Annotated in this window: 15 protein-coding genes and 1 pseudogene; 1 reads left to right on the top strand and 15 read right to left on the bottom strand. The window is 48.7% G+C overall.

The window, feature by feature from the left end:
• Positions 1 to 25: 25 nt before the first annotated feature.
• The 8 genes from GVY42_RS14610 to GVY42_RS14575 form a co-directional block, all read right to left on the bottom strand.
• Positions 26 to 436: a hypothetical protein gene (locus GVY42_RS14610; RefSeq protein WP_074037659.1), complete on the bottom strand. Its 411-nt coding sequence runs from the start codon at positions 434 to 436 to the stop codon at positions 26 to 28.
• Positions 437 to 563: 127 nt separating this feature from the next.
• Positions 564 to 3,632: an efflux RND transporter permease subunit gene (locus GVY42_RS14605; RefSeq protein ID WP_159561883.1), complete on the bottom strand. Its 3,069-nt coding sequence runs from the start codon at positions 3,630 to 3,632 to the stop codon at positions 564 to 566.
• An 86-nt stretch (positions 3,633 to 3,718) separates the two neighbouring features.
• Positions 3,719 to 4,189: a competence protein ComK gene (locus GVY42_RS14600; RefSeq protein WP_074037660.1), complete on the bottom strand. Its 471-nt coding sequence runs from the start codon at positions 4,187 to 4,189 to the stop codon at positions 3,719 to 3,721.
• Between the two features lie 127 nt (positions 4,190 to 4,316).
• Complete coding sequence (locus GVY42_RS14595; protein ID WP_236548901.1) at positions 4,317 to 5,657, bottom strand: HAMP domain-containing sensor histidine kinase; 1,341 nt, start codon at positions 5,655 to 5,657, stop codon at positions 4,317 to 4,319.
• A gap of 26 nt (positions 5,658 to 5,683) precedes the next feature.
• On the bottom strand, positions 5,684 to 6,346 hold the full coding sequence (locus GVY42_RS14590) for a response regulator transcription factor (protein WP_159561881.1): 663 nt from the start codon (positions 6,344 to 6,346) through the stop codon (positions 5,684 to 5,686).
• A 311-nt stretch (positions 6,347 to 6,657) separates the two neighbouring features.
• Positions 6,658 to 6,864 carry a copper chaperone CopZ gene (copZ, locus tag GVY42_RS14585; protein WP_074037662.1) on the bottom strand — a complete coding sequence of 69 codons (207 nt, stop codon included), beginning with the start codon at positions 6,862 to 6,864 and terminating at the stop codon, positions 6,658 to 6,660.
• Complete coding sequence (locus tag GVY42_RS14580; protein ID WP_159561880.1) at positions 6,861 to 8,972, bottom strand: cation-translocating P-type ATPase; 2,112 nt, start codon at positions 8,970 to 8,972, stop codon at positions 6,861 to 6,863. Before GVY42_RS14580 ends, copZ begins: the two co-directional genes overlap by 4 nt.
• A gap of 11 nt (positions 8,973 to 8,983) precedes the next feature.
• Positions 8,984 to 9,286 (bottom strand): metal-sensitive transcriptional regulator, encoded by a 303-nt coding sequence (locus GVY42_RS14575; protein WP_159561879.1) that lies wholly within the window; start codon positions 9,284 to 9,286, stop codon positions 8,984 to 8,986.
• A gap of 208 nt (positions 9,287 to 9,494) precedes the next feature.
• Here GVY42_RS14575 and GVY42_RS14570 point away from each other — a divergent pair.
• Positions 9,495 to 9,581 (top strand): annotated as a pseudogene (locus tag GVY42_RS14570) (IS3 family transposase); the annotation flags it as partial.
• Positions 9,582 to 9,633: 52 nt separating this feature from the next.
• Here GVY42_RS14570 and GVY42_RS14565 read toward each other — a convergent pair.
• The 7 genes from GVY42_RS14565 to hemE form a co-directional block, all read right to left on the bottom strand.
• On the bottom strand, positions 9,634 to 11,181 hold the full coding sequence (locus GVY42_RS14565) for a long-chain-fatty-acid--CoA ligase (RefSeq protein WP_159563619.1): 1,548 nt from the start codon (positions 11,179 to 11,181) through the stop codon (positions 9,634 to 9,636).
• Positions 11,182 to 11,281: 100 nt separating this feature from the next.
• Entirely contained in the window at positions 11,282 to 11,755 is a 474-nt protein-coding gene (locus tag GVY42_RS14560; protein WP_159563618.1) for a PTS sugar transporter subunit IIA, read from the bottom strand.
• Positions 11,756 to 11,902: 147 nt separating this feature from the next.
• Positions 11,903 to 12,892, bottom strand: coding sequence for a lipoate--protein ligase (locus tag GVY42_RS14555; protein WP_074037667.1), 990 nt, complete (start codon positions 12,890 to 12,892; stop codon positions 11,903 to 11,905).
• A 71-nt stretch (positions 12,893 to 12,963) separates the two neighbouring features.
• Positions 12,964 to 13,851 carry a Cof-type HAD-IIB family hydrolase gene (locus GVY42_RS14550; RefSeq protein ID WP_074037668.1) on the bottom strand — a complete coding sequence of 296 codons (888 nt, stop codon included), beginning with the start codon at positions 13,849 to 13,851 and terminating at the stop codon, positions 12,964 to 12,966.
• Between the two features lie 87 nt (positions 13,852 to 13,938).
• Positions 13,939 to 15,324, bottom strand: a complete 1,386-nt coding sequence (gene hemG / locus GVY42_RS14545; RefSeq protein WP_159563617.1) for a protoporphyrinogen oxidase — start codon at positions 15,322 to 15,324, stop codon at positions 13,939 to 13,941.
• Positions 15,317 to 16,246 (bottom strand): ferrochelatase, encoded by a 930-nt coding sequence (hemH, locus tag GVY42_RS14540; RefSeq protein ID WP_078146425.1) that lies wholly within the window; start codon positions 16,244 to 16,246, stop codon positions 15,317 to 15,319. The genes hemG and hemH overlap by 8 nt, the downstream gene beginning before the upstream one ends.
• On the bottom strand, positions 16,243 to 17,292 hold the full coding sequence (hemE, locus tag GVY42_RS14535) for a uroporphyrinogen decarboxylase (protein ID WP_015880943.1): 1,050 nt from the start codon (positions 17,290 to 17,292) through the stop codon (positions 16,243 to 16,245). The genes hemH and hemE overlap by 4 nt, the downstream gene beginning before the upstream one ends.
• Between the last annotated feature and the right edge of the window lie 48 nt (positions 17,293 to 17,340).

Raw genomic sequence — 17,340 nt, 5'->3', positions numbered from 1 at the left:
AATCGCCGAAATTTCGGCGATTTTTTTAGTTCTTCTTATTCCGTTTCTTTTTGCGAAGTGCATAGGCGACGCCGGCAATCCCACCGACGACCGCGAGTCCAGCAACGACCGGAACGAGAACACGTTTCGTCGGAATCATCTCTTTCACACGTTCATATGGCGTTGGTGTCGAGAACTCTAATTGTACGGCTGTATCGCCATGTCCATGCGCCCGCGCTTTGCGTGATGCATCCGTGACGACCACACGTCCCGTTGTCCAGCGACGATTGCCGTATTCGTCTACGTACGGACGACGTACACGTTTCACATCACGTACCACCTTCCCACGTGCGCGATCTGGTCGGACGACGCGTTCACTCGACCACGAACGGCTCCCAGTCACACTGTACGCTGGTCGTACTTTGCGGCGATTGAGCCAAGTATATGAATCGTTCATCTTCAATTCCCTCCCATACTGTTCAAAACCTCTCTTCTAATTATACCCATACAACATCACCCAAAACATGTGACAAATGGTTCAAAAAAAGATGTGACACCATACGGCATCACATCTTCAAGCTAAATCATTCTGTAAATGGTTTGTCCTTATGACGACGTTTCGCCAAAATCAGGTAGTACGCCGGGACAAGGACGAGAGTCAACACAGTTGAGAATAGAATACCCGATACGATGCCGATCGCAAGCGGTTTGAAGAGCGGGTCTTCCCCAAGTGCGACTGGCAAGAGGGCAACGACTGCCGTGAGCGCCGTCAAGAGAATCGGACGAATCCGAGCGCGCCCTGCTTCGTAAACGGCGGTTGTGACCGGTAATCCTTCACGAATGCGTTGTTCGATAAACTCGAACAGGACGACTGCGTTCCGAACGACGATTCCCGCAAGTGAGACCATCCCCATCGATGCCATGAAACTGAACGGCGTCTGTGTCACGAACAATCCGACGACCGCTCCAGCAATCGCGAGATAGATTGTGAACAAGACGAGTAACGGCAACGAGAGTGAATTGAACTGGAATGCGATGATCAAGTAAATCAAGAACAAAACGACGACGAACAATGTCGCAAGTTCTAAGAAGAACTCGTTCTGCGTGTCGCTCGCACCGGACTGGTCGAACGTGATTCCTTCATCTTCTAACCCCGACTTCGCGTCATCCAACACCTGCTCGACATCTTGTTTAAATGCCTCTTCATCCGTGCCTTCGCTTGCATAGATTTGGAGTGTGACCGAGCGCTCCCCGTTCTCACGAGGAATCTGTTGAATTTGTTCCGTCGTCGTCTCCGTCACGAACGTACTGAGTGGTGCAACAGGTGGACCTGCTTCTGTTTCGACAGGAACTAAAATCTCGTCAAGGGCAAGTGCTTCGCGGTTCGCCTCTGCATCAATGACGATTTTCACGTCACGCTGCTCTACCCCGTCATCGAATGTACCAATTGGAACACCGTCTGTGACGAGACGAATTTGATCACTGATTGTTTTAGCCGTCACGCCGGCCTGTGCCATTTCCTCACGATTCAATTCGTATGTGAGTGTTTGGAACGGTTCTTTAATATTATCGAGGACGATTGCCCCGTCAATCTCTTCAAGGTCAGCCTTCACTTGGTCACGTGCAGCCACGAGCTGATCAATCGTCTCGCTCCGCATCGTGAATTCGACAGGTGCCGATGCCGGCGGTCCTTGTTGTTGCGTATCTAGGAAGATTTCGGCATCTGGATAGTCTTCACGCAACACGTTCGTATACTTATCAATCAATTCGATGGCATCGATTGACTCGTTGTCGACACGAACGACTACTTGTCCCGTGTTTTCACCTGACTGATCGAGTCCACCTGTGAATAAACCAGGAAGACCTCCACCTGCGAAGACGGATGTTTCCACGACACCCTCTTCTTCTTTGAATCTCGCTTCAATTTCTTCAAGACGTGTCTCCGTCTCTTCCAAATCGGTTTGAACGGGGAAGGTCACGCTCGTCACGACTTCCGGACGGTTCGCGGCCGGGAAGAACTCAAACGGCGTGAGTAAAATCAAACCGTACAATGCCGTCGTGATAACAAATCCGACAATTCCAAACGTCCACGGACGCTTCGCGACACTCGGTAAAAGGCGGTCGGCGTAGAAATTACTGAGTCGGTTGAGCGGTCCGCCGAGCCAACCTGGTTCACGTTTTGATACTTTCACTTCTTTACGATTCAAACGATACTGCGCAATCGGTACGAGCGTCAAACTGATGACCATCGAGGCCAAGACAGAGAGGGCTAGAACCGTCGGCAAGGCGCGAATGAAGTTACCGTTTGCGCCCGATAGCAAGGTGAGCGGTAAAAAGGCGAAGACAACTGCGAGTGTCGACGTGACAATCGAGCCCCATACCTCTTTCGTTCCTCGGACTGCCCCAAGCATCGCCGAGTCTCCATTCCGATACCGTCGTAAGATGTTGTCGTTGACGACAATCGCATCATCAACCAAAATCCCCAAGGCGATGATTGCCCCGATAATCGAGATTTGGTTCAAATCGACCCCAGTAAACTGTAATGGAATCAAGGCGATCAAGAATGACAACGGAATTGCTAGACTGACGATAATAGAGCCAGAGAATGTTAAACCAATCGTCGTCACGGCAATAACGGCGATAATGGCGACAATAAATTCACGAGTCAACGATGAGAAAATCGCATCGACTGCTTTCGCTTGTTCATAATAAGGAACGAGCTCAAAACCATCTAAGTCTCCAAGTTCTGTTTCGACCACGTCATTGACGCGGTCTTGCATCGTTGGAATATCCAAGCCTGATTCAATCGGAACTGTAATCGAAACAGCCGGCTTTCCGTCTAATGAAACGAGATCGGTTTTACTTTTCGCTGTCTCTTCGACCGTTCCGACGTCTGCTAGTAAGACAGGTTCCCCATTGAATGAGCCGACGATGACTTGCTCCATGTCGTCTACATTCGTCAAGTTATCGATTGCTAGTTGATAAATCCCCTCTTCAGTCGATTGACGTCCGAGCGGTGTCGTCTTGTATTCTTCGTTAATGGCCGTTAACACATCAGGAAAGGCAAGTTGACGTGAACTCAGCTCTTCAGAATCAAGTGACACAACATACTCCTGCTCTGGTAACCCTTTGATCGTGACTCCCGTCACGCCATCAGTTCGCAAAAGTTTCGACTCTAATTGTTCGATGTCTGATCGAACATCCTCAAATGATCCACGATCGTCTGCTGTCAATAAGTACGATGCGACAGGTAACTGCCCGAGTGAATCATTGACCGTTGGCGCAAGCGCGTTTTCAGGAAGTTTAGGTGTCGCATCCGACAACGCTTGTCGAACGTTCGCCTGAAACTCTGCCTGATCGGTTCCATCCGCATACTCGACCGTGATGTTCGAGAACTCTGAAGCCGAAATCGACGTCACGTTCTCTACTCCTTCTAAACTACGTAGTTCCTCTTCTAACACGCCGGTAACATTCCGTTCGACCGTTTCCGCTGTCGCACCAGGATACGGTGTTTGAACGAGTACGATATTGATCCCGGTTTCCGGAATCTCACGTTTAGGGAGCTGGAAGAACGTCAGCACACCCACGACGATTGCGACGAGAAGAAACACGATAACCAGTTTCCCTCGCTCAATCATTTTTTCAAAAAACATAAAAACCCCTCGCTTTCGGAAGATGTGCAAATACACATATGATATCTCTTCTTCATCATAGAGGGGTTTGTCATTGAATTCAATCCTTAAGCGTGTTGCAATGTGCTGTCATGGAAACGTTTTTGAAAAGCGTACGATAATTCGATTGACCGCTGTTTTTGTCTAGACACGGTATGGTCGGACACGTGTACCTTGACCGATTCCCCCGTCAAAAACTGAATGAGTGTCTCTTTACCATCTCTCTTGATGGCCGTCACGTGTTGAAAGTTAATCCACGCACAATCCGGACTTTCCTTGGCAATCGTCGGAAAGAAGACGGCATCCGCATGCCAATCCATGACGACCGGCGTCTTTCGATGTGGTCCGAGGACGTGTCGCGCTGCCTCGATTCGACCTTGAATGCTCGACCCGTAGTATAGACATGCATGTTCCAATAAGTCGATTGGCGACCCCTTTACCCGCATGACGCCTTCCGGTTGATACACAAGTGTCTCCGCTTCGCCAAACTCGTTAAATACAGGAATTAAAGCTCTCGTTTCATTGGTCAATCTGCTCATCTTTTCATCCCCCATAACGTATGTAATGACTTACATGTCATTCATACCAGGATTTGATCCGCCCCGCAAATCGGCTTTCATCTATTTCCCATGAAAAAACCAGCCGTTTCCTGGCTGGTTTTGAAAATCAAGCATTTGATTTTAAAGGTTGGTTCGACTTGAGTCGGGGAAAGTAAAATCGCACTGCAGTTCCGTCACCTGTATTTCGTAGAGACACTTCCCCTGTGTGAAGCGTCACAATTCGCTGCACGATGAACAGACCGAGTCCGAACTTCCCTTGCTTCCCTCGAGAGAATTGGTGGAACAAGTCTAAACTCTCATCAACTGGTGGCCCATCGTTAAAGATGGTGATTTCCACGCCGGCGTCATCTTGATGTAGGTCGATGCGGATGCAGGATTCCGCGTAACGGAGTGCATTGTCGAGCACGTTCTCAAACGCGACCCGAATCTGTTCACCATCGCCAAGCATCTCGCCGCCTTCTCCATTGATTTCCCAATCGAGCTGGCCTCTGAGTTTGAAGCGCGCGACGAGCAGTTCCATCAACTTGTCGAGATTGATTGGTTCGAGTTTCATTTCTTGTCCTTTGAAATATTCAAGTTTTGTAACGTACAACAAATCGACGACTTTCTTCTCGAGTCGAGACGCTTCCTCATCAATGACCTCGGCAGAACCTTTCAAATCTCCTGTCGGATAAATACCATCTCCAATCGACTGGGCATATCCACGAATGACCATGATCGGTGTCTTTAAGTCATGCGATATGTTTTGAAGCAAAGCCTGTTGTGCGAGGTCTTGCTCTTTCAACTCTTTTCGCATGGCATCAATCGAATGAGCCAATTGGCCGAGTTCATCTTGACGATCTAGTGGTAAAGCCGTCTCCCATTGCCGGTTCGAAATCTTCTCAACGGCCCGTTCCATCTCCACGATCGGTTTCGTCAATTGCCGCGACATCAATAAGGCGGGGATAAGCGATAAGAGACTGATGATACCTATCAGAATCGATATTCGCAAATATAATGTCGACACCAACTCACGACGATAGGCATCCCATGCGTAAGAGGCTTGATACACAATCGTTCCATCGTATTCATTTTGACGAATGATGTAATAGACGTCCTCTCCGTCAATCGTAGTCTGATACCGTTCGACCTGACCACTTTGATTTAACGCTTCCTGATACATGCGGTTCGTCAATTCAAGCGGTGCCGATCCGTAGATGATCCGTCCGTTCGGGAGAAAGATCAATTGGTTGACCGAACGGGACTCTTGTTGGCGTCGATCATACTCAATCGGGTTTTGGGGATAATTCTCTAACTCATTCGTGTTCCCTAAATAATAGTCCACATCTCGTAACGTCTCATATACTTGTTCATCGATGAACTGGGTGATGGATGAACGGACCGTAATTAAAATCATGAGCGCGAGCGTCACGATGATGAGTAAGATGAGCACCCATATCTTCCACATGAGCCGCTTCGGTTTAAGCGCGTCCATCATGGTCTGACGAGACGGTAACCGATACCGTAAAGCGTTTCAAGCTCGAGACGGTGTAATTTTTTCCGGACACGACGAACCAAGTCATCGACGACGCGGTCCGATCCGAAGTAATCGTTCCCCCAAACACCTTCTAGAATCTGCTCACGTGACAAGGCAGAGCCCGGATGCTCGAGGAAGAGTAGTAGTAAATCGAATTCTTTCGAAGTCAAATCGATTTCTTCGTCTCCGTGCTTGATTAGACGTTTATCCGGATAAATCGTGTACTCCCCGTATTCGATATGCTCGTTCGATTTCGAACCATAGACACGATCAATCAATTTTTTGACGCGGATGACAAGTTCCCTCGGAAGGAAAGGTTTAGCGATGTAGTCATCCGAACCCATCTCAAGCCCGATGATTTTATCGATATCCTCATCGCGCGCCGAGATGAAAATCGTCGGCGTATTGGCATTGACGGCTTTGATTTGTTTCAATAATTGAAAACCATCCAGGTCCGGCAACATGATATCGAGCACCCATAAATCCGGTTGGTCTGGAATCGCTTCTTGTGCAGATGTCCCGTCCGCAAATGAGCGAACGTCGTATCCTTCTTGTTCTAGATAAGTGACGAGCATTTTGTTTAAGTTTGCTTCATCGTCGACTAAGTAGATTGTATACATTCAAGTCACCTCAACACGTTTTTTCTCATCATATCAAACAATTGTCGTGAAATGATGGGAAAGAAATGAAGTCAAAGAAAAAAGAAGGTCACGAAACCGCACCTTCTTCACCGTACTGAATTTGTTCGTAACTGTTGCGTCAAAAATGCTGCGCCCCCACTAATCAACGCCAACACTCCACTGATCATGATCATTTCCATGATGTCCGCCTCCCGTTGATACCGATTCTCATTATCAACTTAAATATAGCACACATCTTATCCATTGGATACCACAAAAAAAGTCCCGATTTCAATCGGGACTTACCATGATTATGCTTTTACATCGTATCCTTGTTCTTCGACTGCTTCCACCATCGTCTCAAGTGAGACAGAATCTTGATGGATTACGTCGACTCGATGCTCTTGGAGAGATACCGTCGCTGATTCGACACCGTTCAATTCATTCAATGCCCCCTCAACGGCAGCTTTGCAATGATTACATGTCATACCTTCTACGGTTAACGTTGTTTCTTTCATGATGATGATCCTCCTTGTGTTTTTAATCGTAATGCGTTCAAGACGACAGACACCGAACTGAACGCCATCGCCGCTCCAGCAATCCATGGGGCAAGTAACCCTGCTGCAGCGACCGGGATACCAAGACTATTATAGGCAAGGGCCCAGAACAAGTTTTGACGAATGTTCTTCATCGTCAAACGACTCATATTCATCGCTCGACTTACGCCTTCAATGTCTTGCCCTACAATTGTAACATCTGCCGCCTCGAGTGCGACATCCGTACCACTCCCGAATGCGATTCCAACGTCCGCCACCGCAAGTGCCGGGGCATCGTTCATGCCGTCCCCTACCATGGCAACGCGACCGGATTGTTTCAATCGTTCAATCTGCTCCGCCTTCTCGACAGGAAGGACTTCGGCAATGACTTGACGATGCGGGAGACCAAGTTCGTCGGCAATCGCGTAGGCGACTTCTTTCCGGTCACCTGTCAATACATACACGTCACGCGTTTGGTTAAGGGCTTGCACGATTTCACGACTTTTCGGTTTCAATTGATCTTGTAGCCCGAACGCCCCAACAATCCCACTTTCATCCGCGACATAGACCGGGGTCATCGCCCCCATCGACCAATCTGGCAAGTTGTATCCGAGCTCTTCCATCATTCGAACGGACCCGATGACGAGTTCTTTACCATCCACAACCGCTTTAACACCTCGTCCGGCCAACTCCTCCACTTTCGTCACGACACCATCGCCTGCTTCCCGACCGATGGCGGCCGCCAAAGGATGTGTGGATTGTCGTTCTGCCATGACGGCGCGTCGGAGCGCTGCCTCGTCACCAAACGTTTCCACTACTTCTGGCTTCCCGTTCGTCAACGTCCCTGTCTTATCAAAAACAACGATGTTTGATTCATTGAGTGATTCGAGTTGCCCCCCACCTTTGAACAATACACCTTGTTCTGCCGCTCGTCCCGTTCCAACCATGATCGATGTCGGCGTTGCCAAACCGAGGGCACACGGACATGCGATGACAAGTACTGCGATTGATGCTCGAATAGCCGTATCGATATCATTTAACAGGAATGCCCAGACCACGAACGTGACAACACTGATGGCTACGACGATCGGTACGAAGACACCCGAGATGCGGTCAGCCTGACGTTGAATCGGCGCCTTATCCGTTTGTGCCTGTTCGACTACACGTACGATTTGAGCGAGCATCGTCTCTTTCCCGACTCGTTCCGCCCGCATGAGAATGCGATGAGACTGATTGATTGTTCCGCCGACAACTTCGGCGTCGACAGTCTTTTCTGCTGGGATCGATTCCCCTGTCAACATCGATTCATCAATGACCGTCTCTCCCTCGATGATTCGTCCATCGACCGGAATCTTCTCTCCCGGACGCACGACGAGAATGTCTCCTACTTTGACGAGTTCGACAGCGACAGACCGTTCTTCACCCTCGACAAACAGAATCGCTTCTTTCGCCTGAAGCGACAAAAGTGATTTCAACGCATCAGTCGTCTTCTCTTTCGCTCGTCCTTCTAACCACTTCCCAAGTAAGACAAGTGTGATGAGGACGGCACTCGTCTCAAAGTAAAGATGTGGATTCATCGGGTGTACGATCATTTCAAAGATGGAGTAAAAGTATGCAGCAGACGTCCCCGTCGCGACGAGCACGTCCATGTTCGCCGACCCGCTCTTCAAGCTCTTATACGCGCCTTGATAAAACTGTGCCCCGATCCAAAACTGGACAGGTGTCGCAAGGGCGAATTGCCACCATGGGTTCATCAGCCACGGGGCATGAAATCCGAGTCCTGGTATATGCGTCAGCATGACGAGGAGTAACGGGGCCGATAACAGCGCAGAGATGATGACTTTCCGCTGTAATGGACGCAGATCATGCGTCGGTGCCATTTCCACTTTCGGCTCGGCTCCGTATCCGATTTTCTCAATCCGAGCAATCAGCTCTTCTTCTGTAATGCCTTCATCGACACGAATGGTCGCCGTCTCGAGCGGAAGGTTGACCGTCGCTTCGACACCGTCCATCTTGTTCAACACTTTTTCAATTCGTGCCGAACAAGCCGCACAGGTCATTCCTTGTATGGATAACTCAACGGTTTTCATGAAATCCCTCCTTATTTTTTGATGCGGCTGACGATTGTCATCAATTCATCAATGTAAGGTTCCATGTTTTCCGTCTCACTTGCGTGAACCAAACACTTGCGCATATGACGCTCTAACAGTTGCATCTCGACTTGCTTCAGAGCGGCTTGAATGGCTGACGTCTGTGTCAAAATATCGACACAATAGCGGTCGTTCTCGACCATCTTTTGAATCCCTCGGACTTGTCCTTCGATTCGTTTTAGACGTTTGCCGAGTGCCTCCCGTTCAGCATCATCACGCGGAACGAGTGGCTGGCCATGCATAAATTCTTCCATGTTGATCACCTCACCACCAATATACCCCTACCCCGTAATAGTGTCAAATGAAAAGAATAAAAAAGAGCGAACTAAGTCGTGAACTGCACCCCAATTGTTAGACACATCTAACAATTGGAGGTGCAGTTTTTTAATGACTAAATTTACAACTGATCAAAAGTTAAGCGCCGTCATGGCCTATCGGGAAGGGAAAGATAGTATGAATGACATAGACTATTACAACACACGACGAATCAAGGCAAAATTAAAACTGAGTCCGGTGCAATACCGGACCCAGTTCGTTCACGTAGCCTAGATGAAATAACCGTGTCTAACTTTTAGGGGTCACTTCAGTCGCCCTTCTCTACTCAACTATTTTGAAACGCTTCGCTCTTTAAGACCGTTCGTAAAATCTTACCGGTCGTATTTCGTGGAAGCTCATCAATCAATTCGATATAGGTTGGTTGCTTGTATTTTGCTAATTTCGTTTGTGTGTAGGCACGGATATCTTCTTTCGTGAGACCATCATGTCTCGTAACGACGAATGCCTTCACCGCTTCCCCTTGTTCTGCATCCGGCACACCGATGACGGCAGCTTCGACGATATCCGGATGTTGATACAATACTTCCTCTACCTCACGAGGGTATACGTTATAGCCTCCAACGATGACCATATCCTTCTTCCGGTCGACGATATAGAAGTAACCATCTTCGTCACGTCGCGCCAAATCGCCTGTATAGAGCCATCCGTCTCGAAGTGTCATCATCGTTTCTTCCGGTAGTTTGTAATACCCTTTCATGACGTTCGGTCCTCGTACAATCAACTCTCCGACTTCACCGACGCCGACTTCTTCCCCAAGCTCGTCGACGACTTTATTTTCGACGTGAACGATTGAAGGTCCGATCGACCCGGCTTTTCGCTCGCCATGGAGCGGGTTGAAGCAGGTGACCGGCGATGCCTCGGACAAGCCATACCCCTCTAGAATCTTGCACTCAAACATCTGCTCAAATGACTCGAGCAATTGAACTGGTAAGCTTGCTCCTCCTGAGACGAAGACACGGACATGCTTCAACGCAGATGTGTAGGCTGGTACTTTCATTGCCGTCTGTAACAAGAAATTGTACATCGTCGGCACTCCGGCAAATAACGTCACACGGTGCTTCGGCACCAAGTCGAACACATCTTGCGGAGAGAACTTCGGTAAAATGACAATCGTCGCCCCTCGAAGGAGTGGTGCATTGACGATGACCGTCAAACAGAAAACATGGAACATCGGCAATGCCGCCAATGCTTTATCCTCTGGAGTGATGTCTAAATACTCTCCGATAGAATGTGCGTTTGAGAACAAGTTTCGATGGGTGAGGAGAGCTCCTTTCGGTTTTCCGGTCGTCCCACTCGTATAAAGGATGACGGCAACTTCATCCTCGTCCACTTCGATGAACGTCCCTTCTGTTTCAGCAAACGCTTCTGCGAATGGGATGAATTCAATCGTCCCTTCCCGCTTCAATGCCGGAACATCGGCATATGGAACGGAAATCACGAGTTTTAAGTGAGGCAACTTCGTGAGTGCCGCTTCCGCCTGTGCGACGAGCGGTGATAAGCCAACAATCCCTTTTACATCCCCATCAAGCAGAATGTAGGCCATTTCATCAGGCGTGTATGTAGGGTTGATCGGAATGACGACCCCTCCACGTGACAACACAGCGAAATATGCAATCAGGAACGCAGGACTGTTTCCGAGAACGAGGGCGACGTGATCGCCCTGTCCAATTCCTTTTTGCTCAAGTGTCGACGCCATCGCCTTGACTTGCCCATAAAACTGTCCGTAACTCACCGTGTCTTCCCCAAACACATACGCTGCTTTCTGCGGGTGAGCAATCACTACTTCTTGTAGTGACTTGACTAAGTTTGCCATGGTAATCCCCCTTTAAATGAATGATGATTCACTTTTGAGCCATAAAAAAGAGCACGTTGTCCGCGCTCTTTTCAATTACTTCTATTGTACATGAAATGTTTCAATAAGAAAACGCTTCCAAAAAGTTCGCTTGCAAGTGGAACAATCCAGCTCGACTTTTCACGTGGACGAGCGCTTGAAGGGATTCATCATCCATGAGCAAATCATCAATCAGTTTATGATAGCCTTGTTTCTTCGATTCATTCGTAGCCGTAATGAATAATATCGCTTTCGCTTGAATCGTTTCTCCCGTGATGGTTTTTACTTTACACGTGTTCAGCAGATGAAGAAGGGAAATACCGTCTCGTTTCGCTATGGAGATAGGAACATCAATGACCGCAACCGGCACAGCGACATCACTCACCCCAGAAGGAATGATCGTTTCTTGATCGAGAACGACTCGCGTAAATGAAGAACTGACCATGCCTTTTCGTTCTAATTCAAGACCTACCGCCATAATCGCACGTTCAAACGTCGATTGTTCCGTCACCCACATCCGACTCGGGTCCATCCATTCACTGAGCCTTCGATACATTGTGATTCCTCCTATTTTTGATCAGCCTCTACGAAAGCGCTTGCACAAATTATGATACGCCTTCTCCCATCCAGGTGCAATCCGTACGTTCAACGTTCACGAAACTGCCAAAAAAAGGCGACCTCCGTAGAGACCGCCATGACTAACTTAACTAATCAAATCGACTAATTCCTCGAGCTCGACATTTCCGAAGTAATGTTTCAAATCGAGTTGCATCAATTGCTCACGGATGGCCGCACGTTCGAAACGCGTCCCAACGAGCGCTTGCTCGACATCTTGGATGTCACCGACACCGAAGAAGTCACCGTAAATCTTCGCTTCTGTGATTGTCCCTTTGTTGACGTTCAAGCGGACATCAATCGTCCCGATTGGGAAACGACGTTTCGACTCGACGTCGAACTTCGGCGACTTCCCAAAGTTCCAGTCCCAGTTCGCATAGCGTTCTTTCGAGATATCATGGACGATTTCCCAATCCTCGTCACGAAGCACATAGCGTTCCGGTTGTTCTCCATCATAAATCGAATGGAGAAGCGCTTCGACGAAATGTTCCATCTCCATCTCACGCTCTAAAAATTCAGTGATGTTCGCTACACGGCTACGAACTGACTTGATTCCTTTTGAACGCATTTTCTCTTCCGAGACGTTAAGTGAGTTCACGACCTCTTCAATGTTCGAGTTGAACATGAGCGTCCCGTGGCTGAACATGCGTCCACGCGTCGTGAATTGTGCGTTCCCGCTGATTTTGCGTTCTCCGACCTGAATGTCGTTACGACCTGTCAGCTCTGCCTCGACACCGAGGTTACGAAGCGCATCCACGATCGGTTGTGTGAACTTCTTATAGTTATTGAACGAGTTGCCATCGTCTTTTGTGATGAAACTAAAGTTCAAGTTTCCTTCATCGTGATAAACGGCACCTCCACCAGAGAGACGTCGAACGACATCGATGCCGTTCTCTTCGATGTACTTTAAGTTAACTTCTTCTGATGTGTTTTGGTTTTTCCCGATGATGATGGACGGACCGTTGATATAGAACAAGAAGTAATCTTCATGGTCTACGTTCAAATGTTTAAGGATATACTCTTCAACCGCCAAGTTGAGCTTCGGGTCGCGGATATCCGGATTAAAAATAAATTTCACAGTTTATTTCCTCCTAGTCGGATGTTCGTTACTCGTATTATACGAAACGAGACGAGCCCTCGACAAATCTTTTACTTCCACTCACCTGTCATCACGCGCTTCAATGCGTTCGCCACACCATACTCATCATGGCGTTCGGTGACATGGTCGCTGATGGCAATCAAGTCTTCATGGCTATTGCCCATCGCAATCCCTTTACCGGCCACTTTGAACATCGGAACGTCGTTCAAGTTATCCCCGATCACGACGACCTCAGATAAATCGATGCCATAATGTTCGGCAAGTTTTGTCACACCGTTCCCTTTATCTGCACCGTGTGCCATCACTTCGATGTTATCATTGCCTGAAGACGTGACATACACCCCTTCGACTTGGTCTTCGATTTCTTTCCAAAGTCCGTTCATTTTCTCAAGGTGGCTCGAGAAAGCGATGAACTTGTAGACACGTCCCGCTTCTTCTCGGATAAAGTTCTCAATGTCATCAACAATTTTGACGTCTTCGTTGACGTAGTAGCGATTCTTAAAGAATTCGTACATCTCGAGCGAGCGGTCGTCACCATTCGCTTTCAAGTTTTTCATCGATGCTTCAATCAAATCGCCACGGCTCGCCACGAGTCCCGCTTCTGTGTACATTTCGTAAAAAACGTCCGCATACTTGTCATCTTGATGAAGGACATCGATGACTTGAAGCGCCTCTTCAATCGTCAAATCGATTTCATGAAGGATTTCTCCCGATGTGTCGAGCACACGTCCCCCATTCGACGAGACAATCGGGCAAGAAAGTCCGACCTCGTCTAAAATCTGTTTCGCATTCACATAGTTGCGCCCCGTCGCAATCGCAAAGCGAATCCCTGCTGCCTCTGCTTCACGAACAATCTCCGCTGTCTCATCCGCGATTTTGGTGTGGTTGTGCAAAATCGTACCGTCCATGTCTGATACAAAAAGTTTATACGTTGCCATCTTCCATCACTCCTTTTTCTCTTTCGCTTTTAACTATAACAAAAAGAGAGGGCTTCGGAACAATCCGAACCCTCCCTTCATCAAATCTCAATTTTTTTCACGCAAAGCCTTCACTTGTTCCCGTACACTCTTCACACAGTCAGGCATCCCAATTCCGTCATAGGCGATTCCTGCGAGAATGACGCCTGGATATACCCGGCTCATCTCGGCCCGAAGTGCTTTTACGCGGTCCGCATGAAAGACTGCATAAGGAGGCAGCCCATCACGGAGTCTACTGACGACGGTTTGAATCGGCTCCCGATGGATGCGCATCAGGCCTCGAAGATCGTGTAATGCCGTCTCGATGATTTCTTTATCAGATGCTTCAACGATATCATCTGCCCCGGGGCGCCCTAAAAAGACACGAAGAACGTGATATCCTTCCGGTACCGCATGCGGCCATTTTTGGTCGATGAACGTACACGCAGTAATAGTCACATCTGCTTCTTGACTCGTCACGAACCCTGTCCCGACAAAAGGAAGTTCAATATCTTCTTTTTTGAAGACAAGTGAGCACGTCGCCGTCGCATGCGGCTTCATATCCGCTAAGAAGTCACTATCGACTTTCGGGAGGAACTGACGTATGAGACGCGGTGGGACCGTCAAAACCAGATGGTCCGTATCGATGTCTCCGCGATTCGTGAAGAGGCGGTACCCGTCCTCACGCTCGGATACTTGTTCAACGGAACAGTTTAATACGATTTCAGTTCGGTCCAACCGTTCTGCCAAGCGATCCGTCAGTGATTTGAGTCCACGTTTCAACGAGGCGAACTGACCAACCTTCTTCGCCCCGACTTCCGCGACTCGTTGTTCAGGACGTAAGTGTCGCATCCCTTCATACAAGTTCCCGTATTTCTTTTCTCCCTCGATGAACTGTGGGAATGTCGACATCGCACTCATTTGATCGATGTCTCCGGCATAAATACCAGAGAGTAACGGTTCAATCAATCGGTCGACAATCGGATCTCCGACACGCTCACGAAGGTACAGACCGAGTGAAACGTCCGAATCAGGTGCTTTTACATTCGGTGGTGACAGCAACATCTGTTTCAAGTCCTCGTGCTCTTCTTCCGAAAGCAACGTCGTTTCACGAAACCCATTGACGTCGAGCGGGATCCCCATCACCGTCTGCTTCGGAATCGGATGGAGCCCGTCATGATGAAGGACGTAAGCCTGACCGACTCCATTGCGGACAAGTTCATCGCCTAAGCCGACGTCTTCAATCAATTCCGTCATCGCAGTCTTTCGAAAGACATACGAGTCCGGACCACGTTCCACCGCAAACTCGCCCGTCTCATACGTATCAATCTTTCCTCCGAGGCGATCGGTCGCCTCGAGCAACGTGATGGTCACGTCTTCCGGCAAATAACGCTCCGCATAAAAAGCGGCGGTGAGACCTGTGATCCCACCACCGACAATCGTGAATTTACGCATGATGCACAATCACGCTTTCCATTCGATCCGCGATGGCTTCGATGAAGCTTCGCTCTGCATTTGGCATAGCTGGACGTGCGTAGTGAACACCGAGGCGGTCACAGACAACTTTACACTCGACGTCGTTATCGAACAATACTTCGAGATGGTCTGCAACAAAGCCAACCGGCGTATAGACAAACGCCTCGTAGCCATGCTTTTCATAAAGTTCAGCCGTCAAATCTTGAACATCCGGTCCGATCCATGGGTCCGGCGTATTCCCTTCTGACTGCCAACCAATCTCATAATGCGGGACGCCTGTTTCAATGGCAATTTTATCAGCTGTTTCTTTCAACTGATCCGGATACGGGTCGCCACCAGCCAAGATTTTCTCAGGAAGACTATGCGCTGAAACGATGAGACATGTCTTTTCAGCCGGTACAGGCAATGACGCATACGTATCGTTAATCGCATTCGCCCACCATTTGATAAACTTCGGCTCATCATACCACGACTCTACCGAACGAATGTCGATGCCATACTTCGCGGCCTCTTCATGGGCACGTCCGTTGTATGATTTGACGCTGTATGATGAGTAATGAGGTGCTAAGACAACCGATACCGCCTCTTTAATGCCGTCGTTCGCCATTTGCGCGACCGCATCTTCTACGAACGGTTCGATATGTTTTAGTCCGATATACAGTTTGAACTCGATCTCACCCACATGACGCTCGTTCAAGATGTCACGAAGCGTCTCTGCTTGATCGATCGTAATTTTCGCGAGTGGAGATACGCCACCAATCGCCTCGTAGCGTTCCGTTAAATCTTGAAGTGCTTCCGGTGACGGTTTGCGTCCGTAGCGAATGTGCGTGTAATACCGCTCGATATCTTCCGGTTTGTACGGTGTGCCGTACGCCATGACAAGTAGTCCGACTGTTTTCATGATTCGTTGCCTCCCATTTTTTCGCGTGAATAATCGTGAATGAATGCCGTCAATTTGACGAGTACGGCCGGGTCGACTTCAGGGAACACCCCATGTCCCAAGTTGAAGACGTAACCTGGCTGTTTCATTCCTTCATCTAAAATTTCCTTTACCTTCTCTTCGATGACCGGCCATGGAGCTAACAAGAACGACGGGTCTAAGTTTCCTTGAACCGCCTTTGTGATGCCACGGTCCCGTGCTTCCTGTACTGACAGACGCCAGTCAAGTCCGACCACATCAAGGGGAAGGTCGTGCCATTCCTCGATTTGATGACTCGCTCCGACACCGTGCATGATGAGCGGAATGTCGAGTGAACGTAGTTCTTTAAAAATACGCTCCGTCGTCGGTTTGATGTAACGTGCATAATCTTTGCGGCTGAGCGTCCCGACCCACGAATCAAACAATTGGAACGCTTGAATGCCGGCATCCGCTTGCGCCTTCGCATACGTGATGACCATGTCGCCGAGTTTTTCCATCAATGCATTCCATACATCTGGTTCTGCATACATGAGTGCTTTCGTACGATGGTAGTTCCGCGACGGTCCCCCTTCGATCATATAGCTCGCCAATGTGAACGGTGCGCCTGAAAAGCCGATAAGCGGAACTTCTAGTCGTTCCCGTAGTAGACGGATCGTGTCGAAGACGTATGAGATATCTTCCGGGTTTAACGGTTTTAAGCGTTCCACATCTTCCATCGTTCGATACGGGTTATCGATGACCGGTCCAATCCCGCTCTTGATCTCGACATCGACTCCCATCGACGGAAGTGGCGTCATAATGTCTTTATATAGAATGGCCGCGTCGACTCCGAGTTGTTTCACCGGAAGTTCCGTCACATATGCACAAAGTTCAGGATCATGCGTGATCTCGAATAGTGACCTCGTCTTTTTAATCTCTCGATATTCCGGTTGGTAGCGTCCGGCTTGGCGCATATACCATACAGGTACATAATCTGTCGCCTCTCCTTTAAACGCTTTTAAAATAGTATCGTTCATACGTCGCGTCATTCCCCTCTAAATTTCTCCTACACTCTTTATTCTCGTGTTTGTGAACTC

The sequence above is a fragment of the Exiguobacterium sp. 8A genome, from assembly GCF_902506275.1.
GTDB lineage: Bacteria > Bacillota > Bacilli > Exiguobacteriales > Exiguobacteriaceae > Exiguobacterium > Exiguobacterium profundum.
Note: the sequence above shows the minus strand (reverse complement) of the source record. Positions and strands in the feature narration are given on the sequence as shown.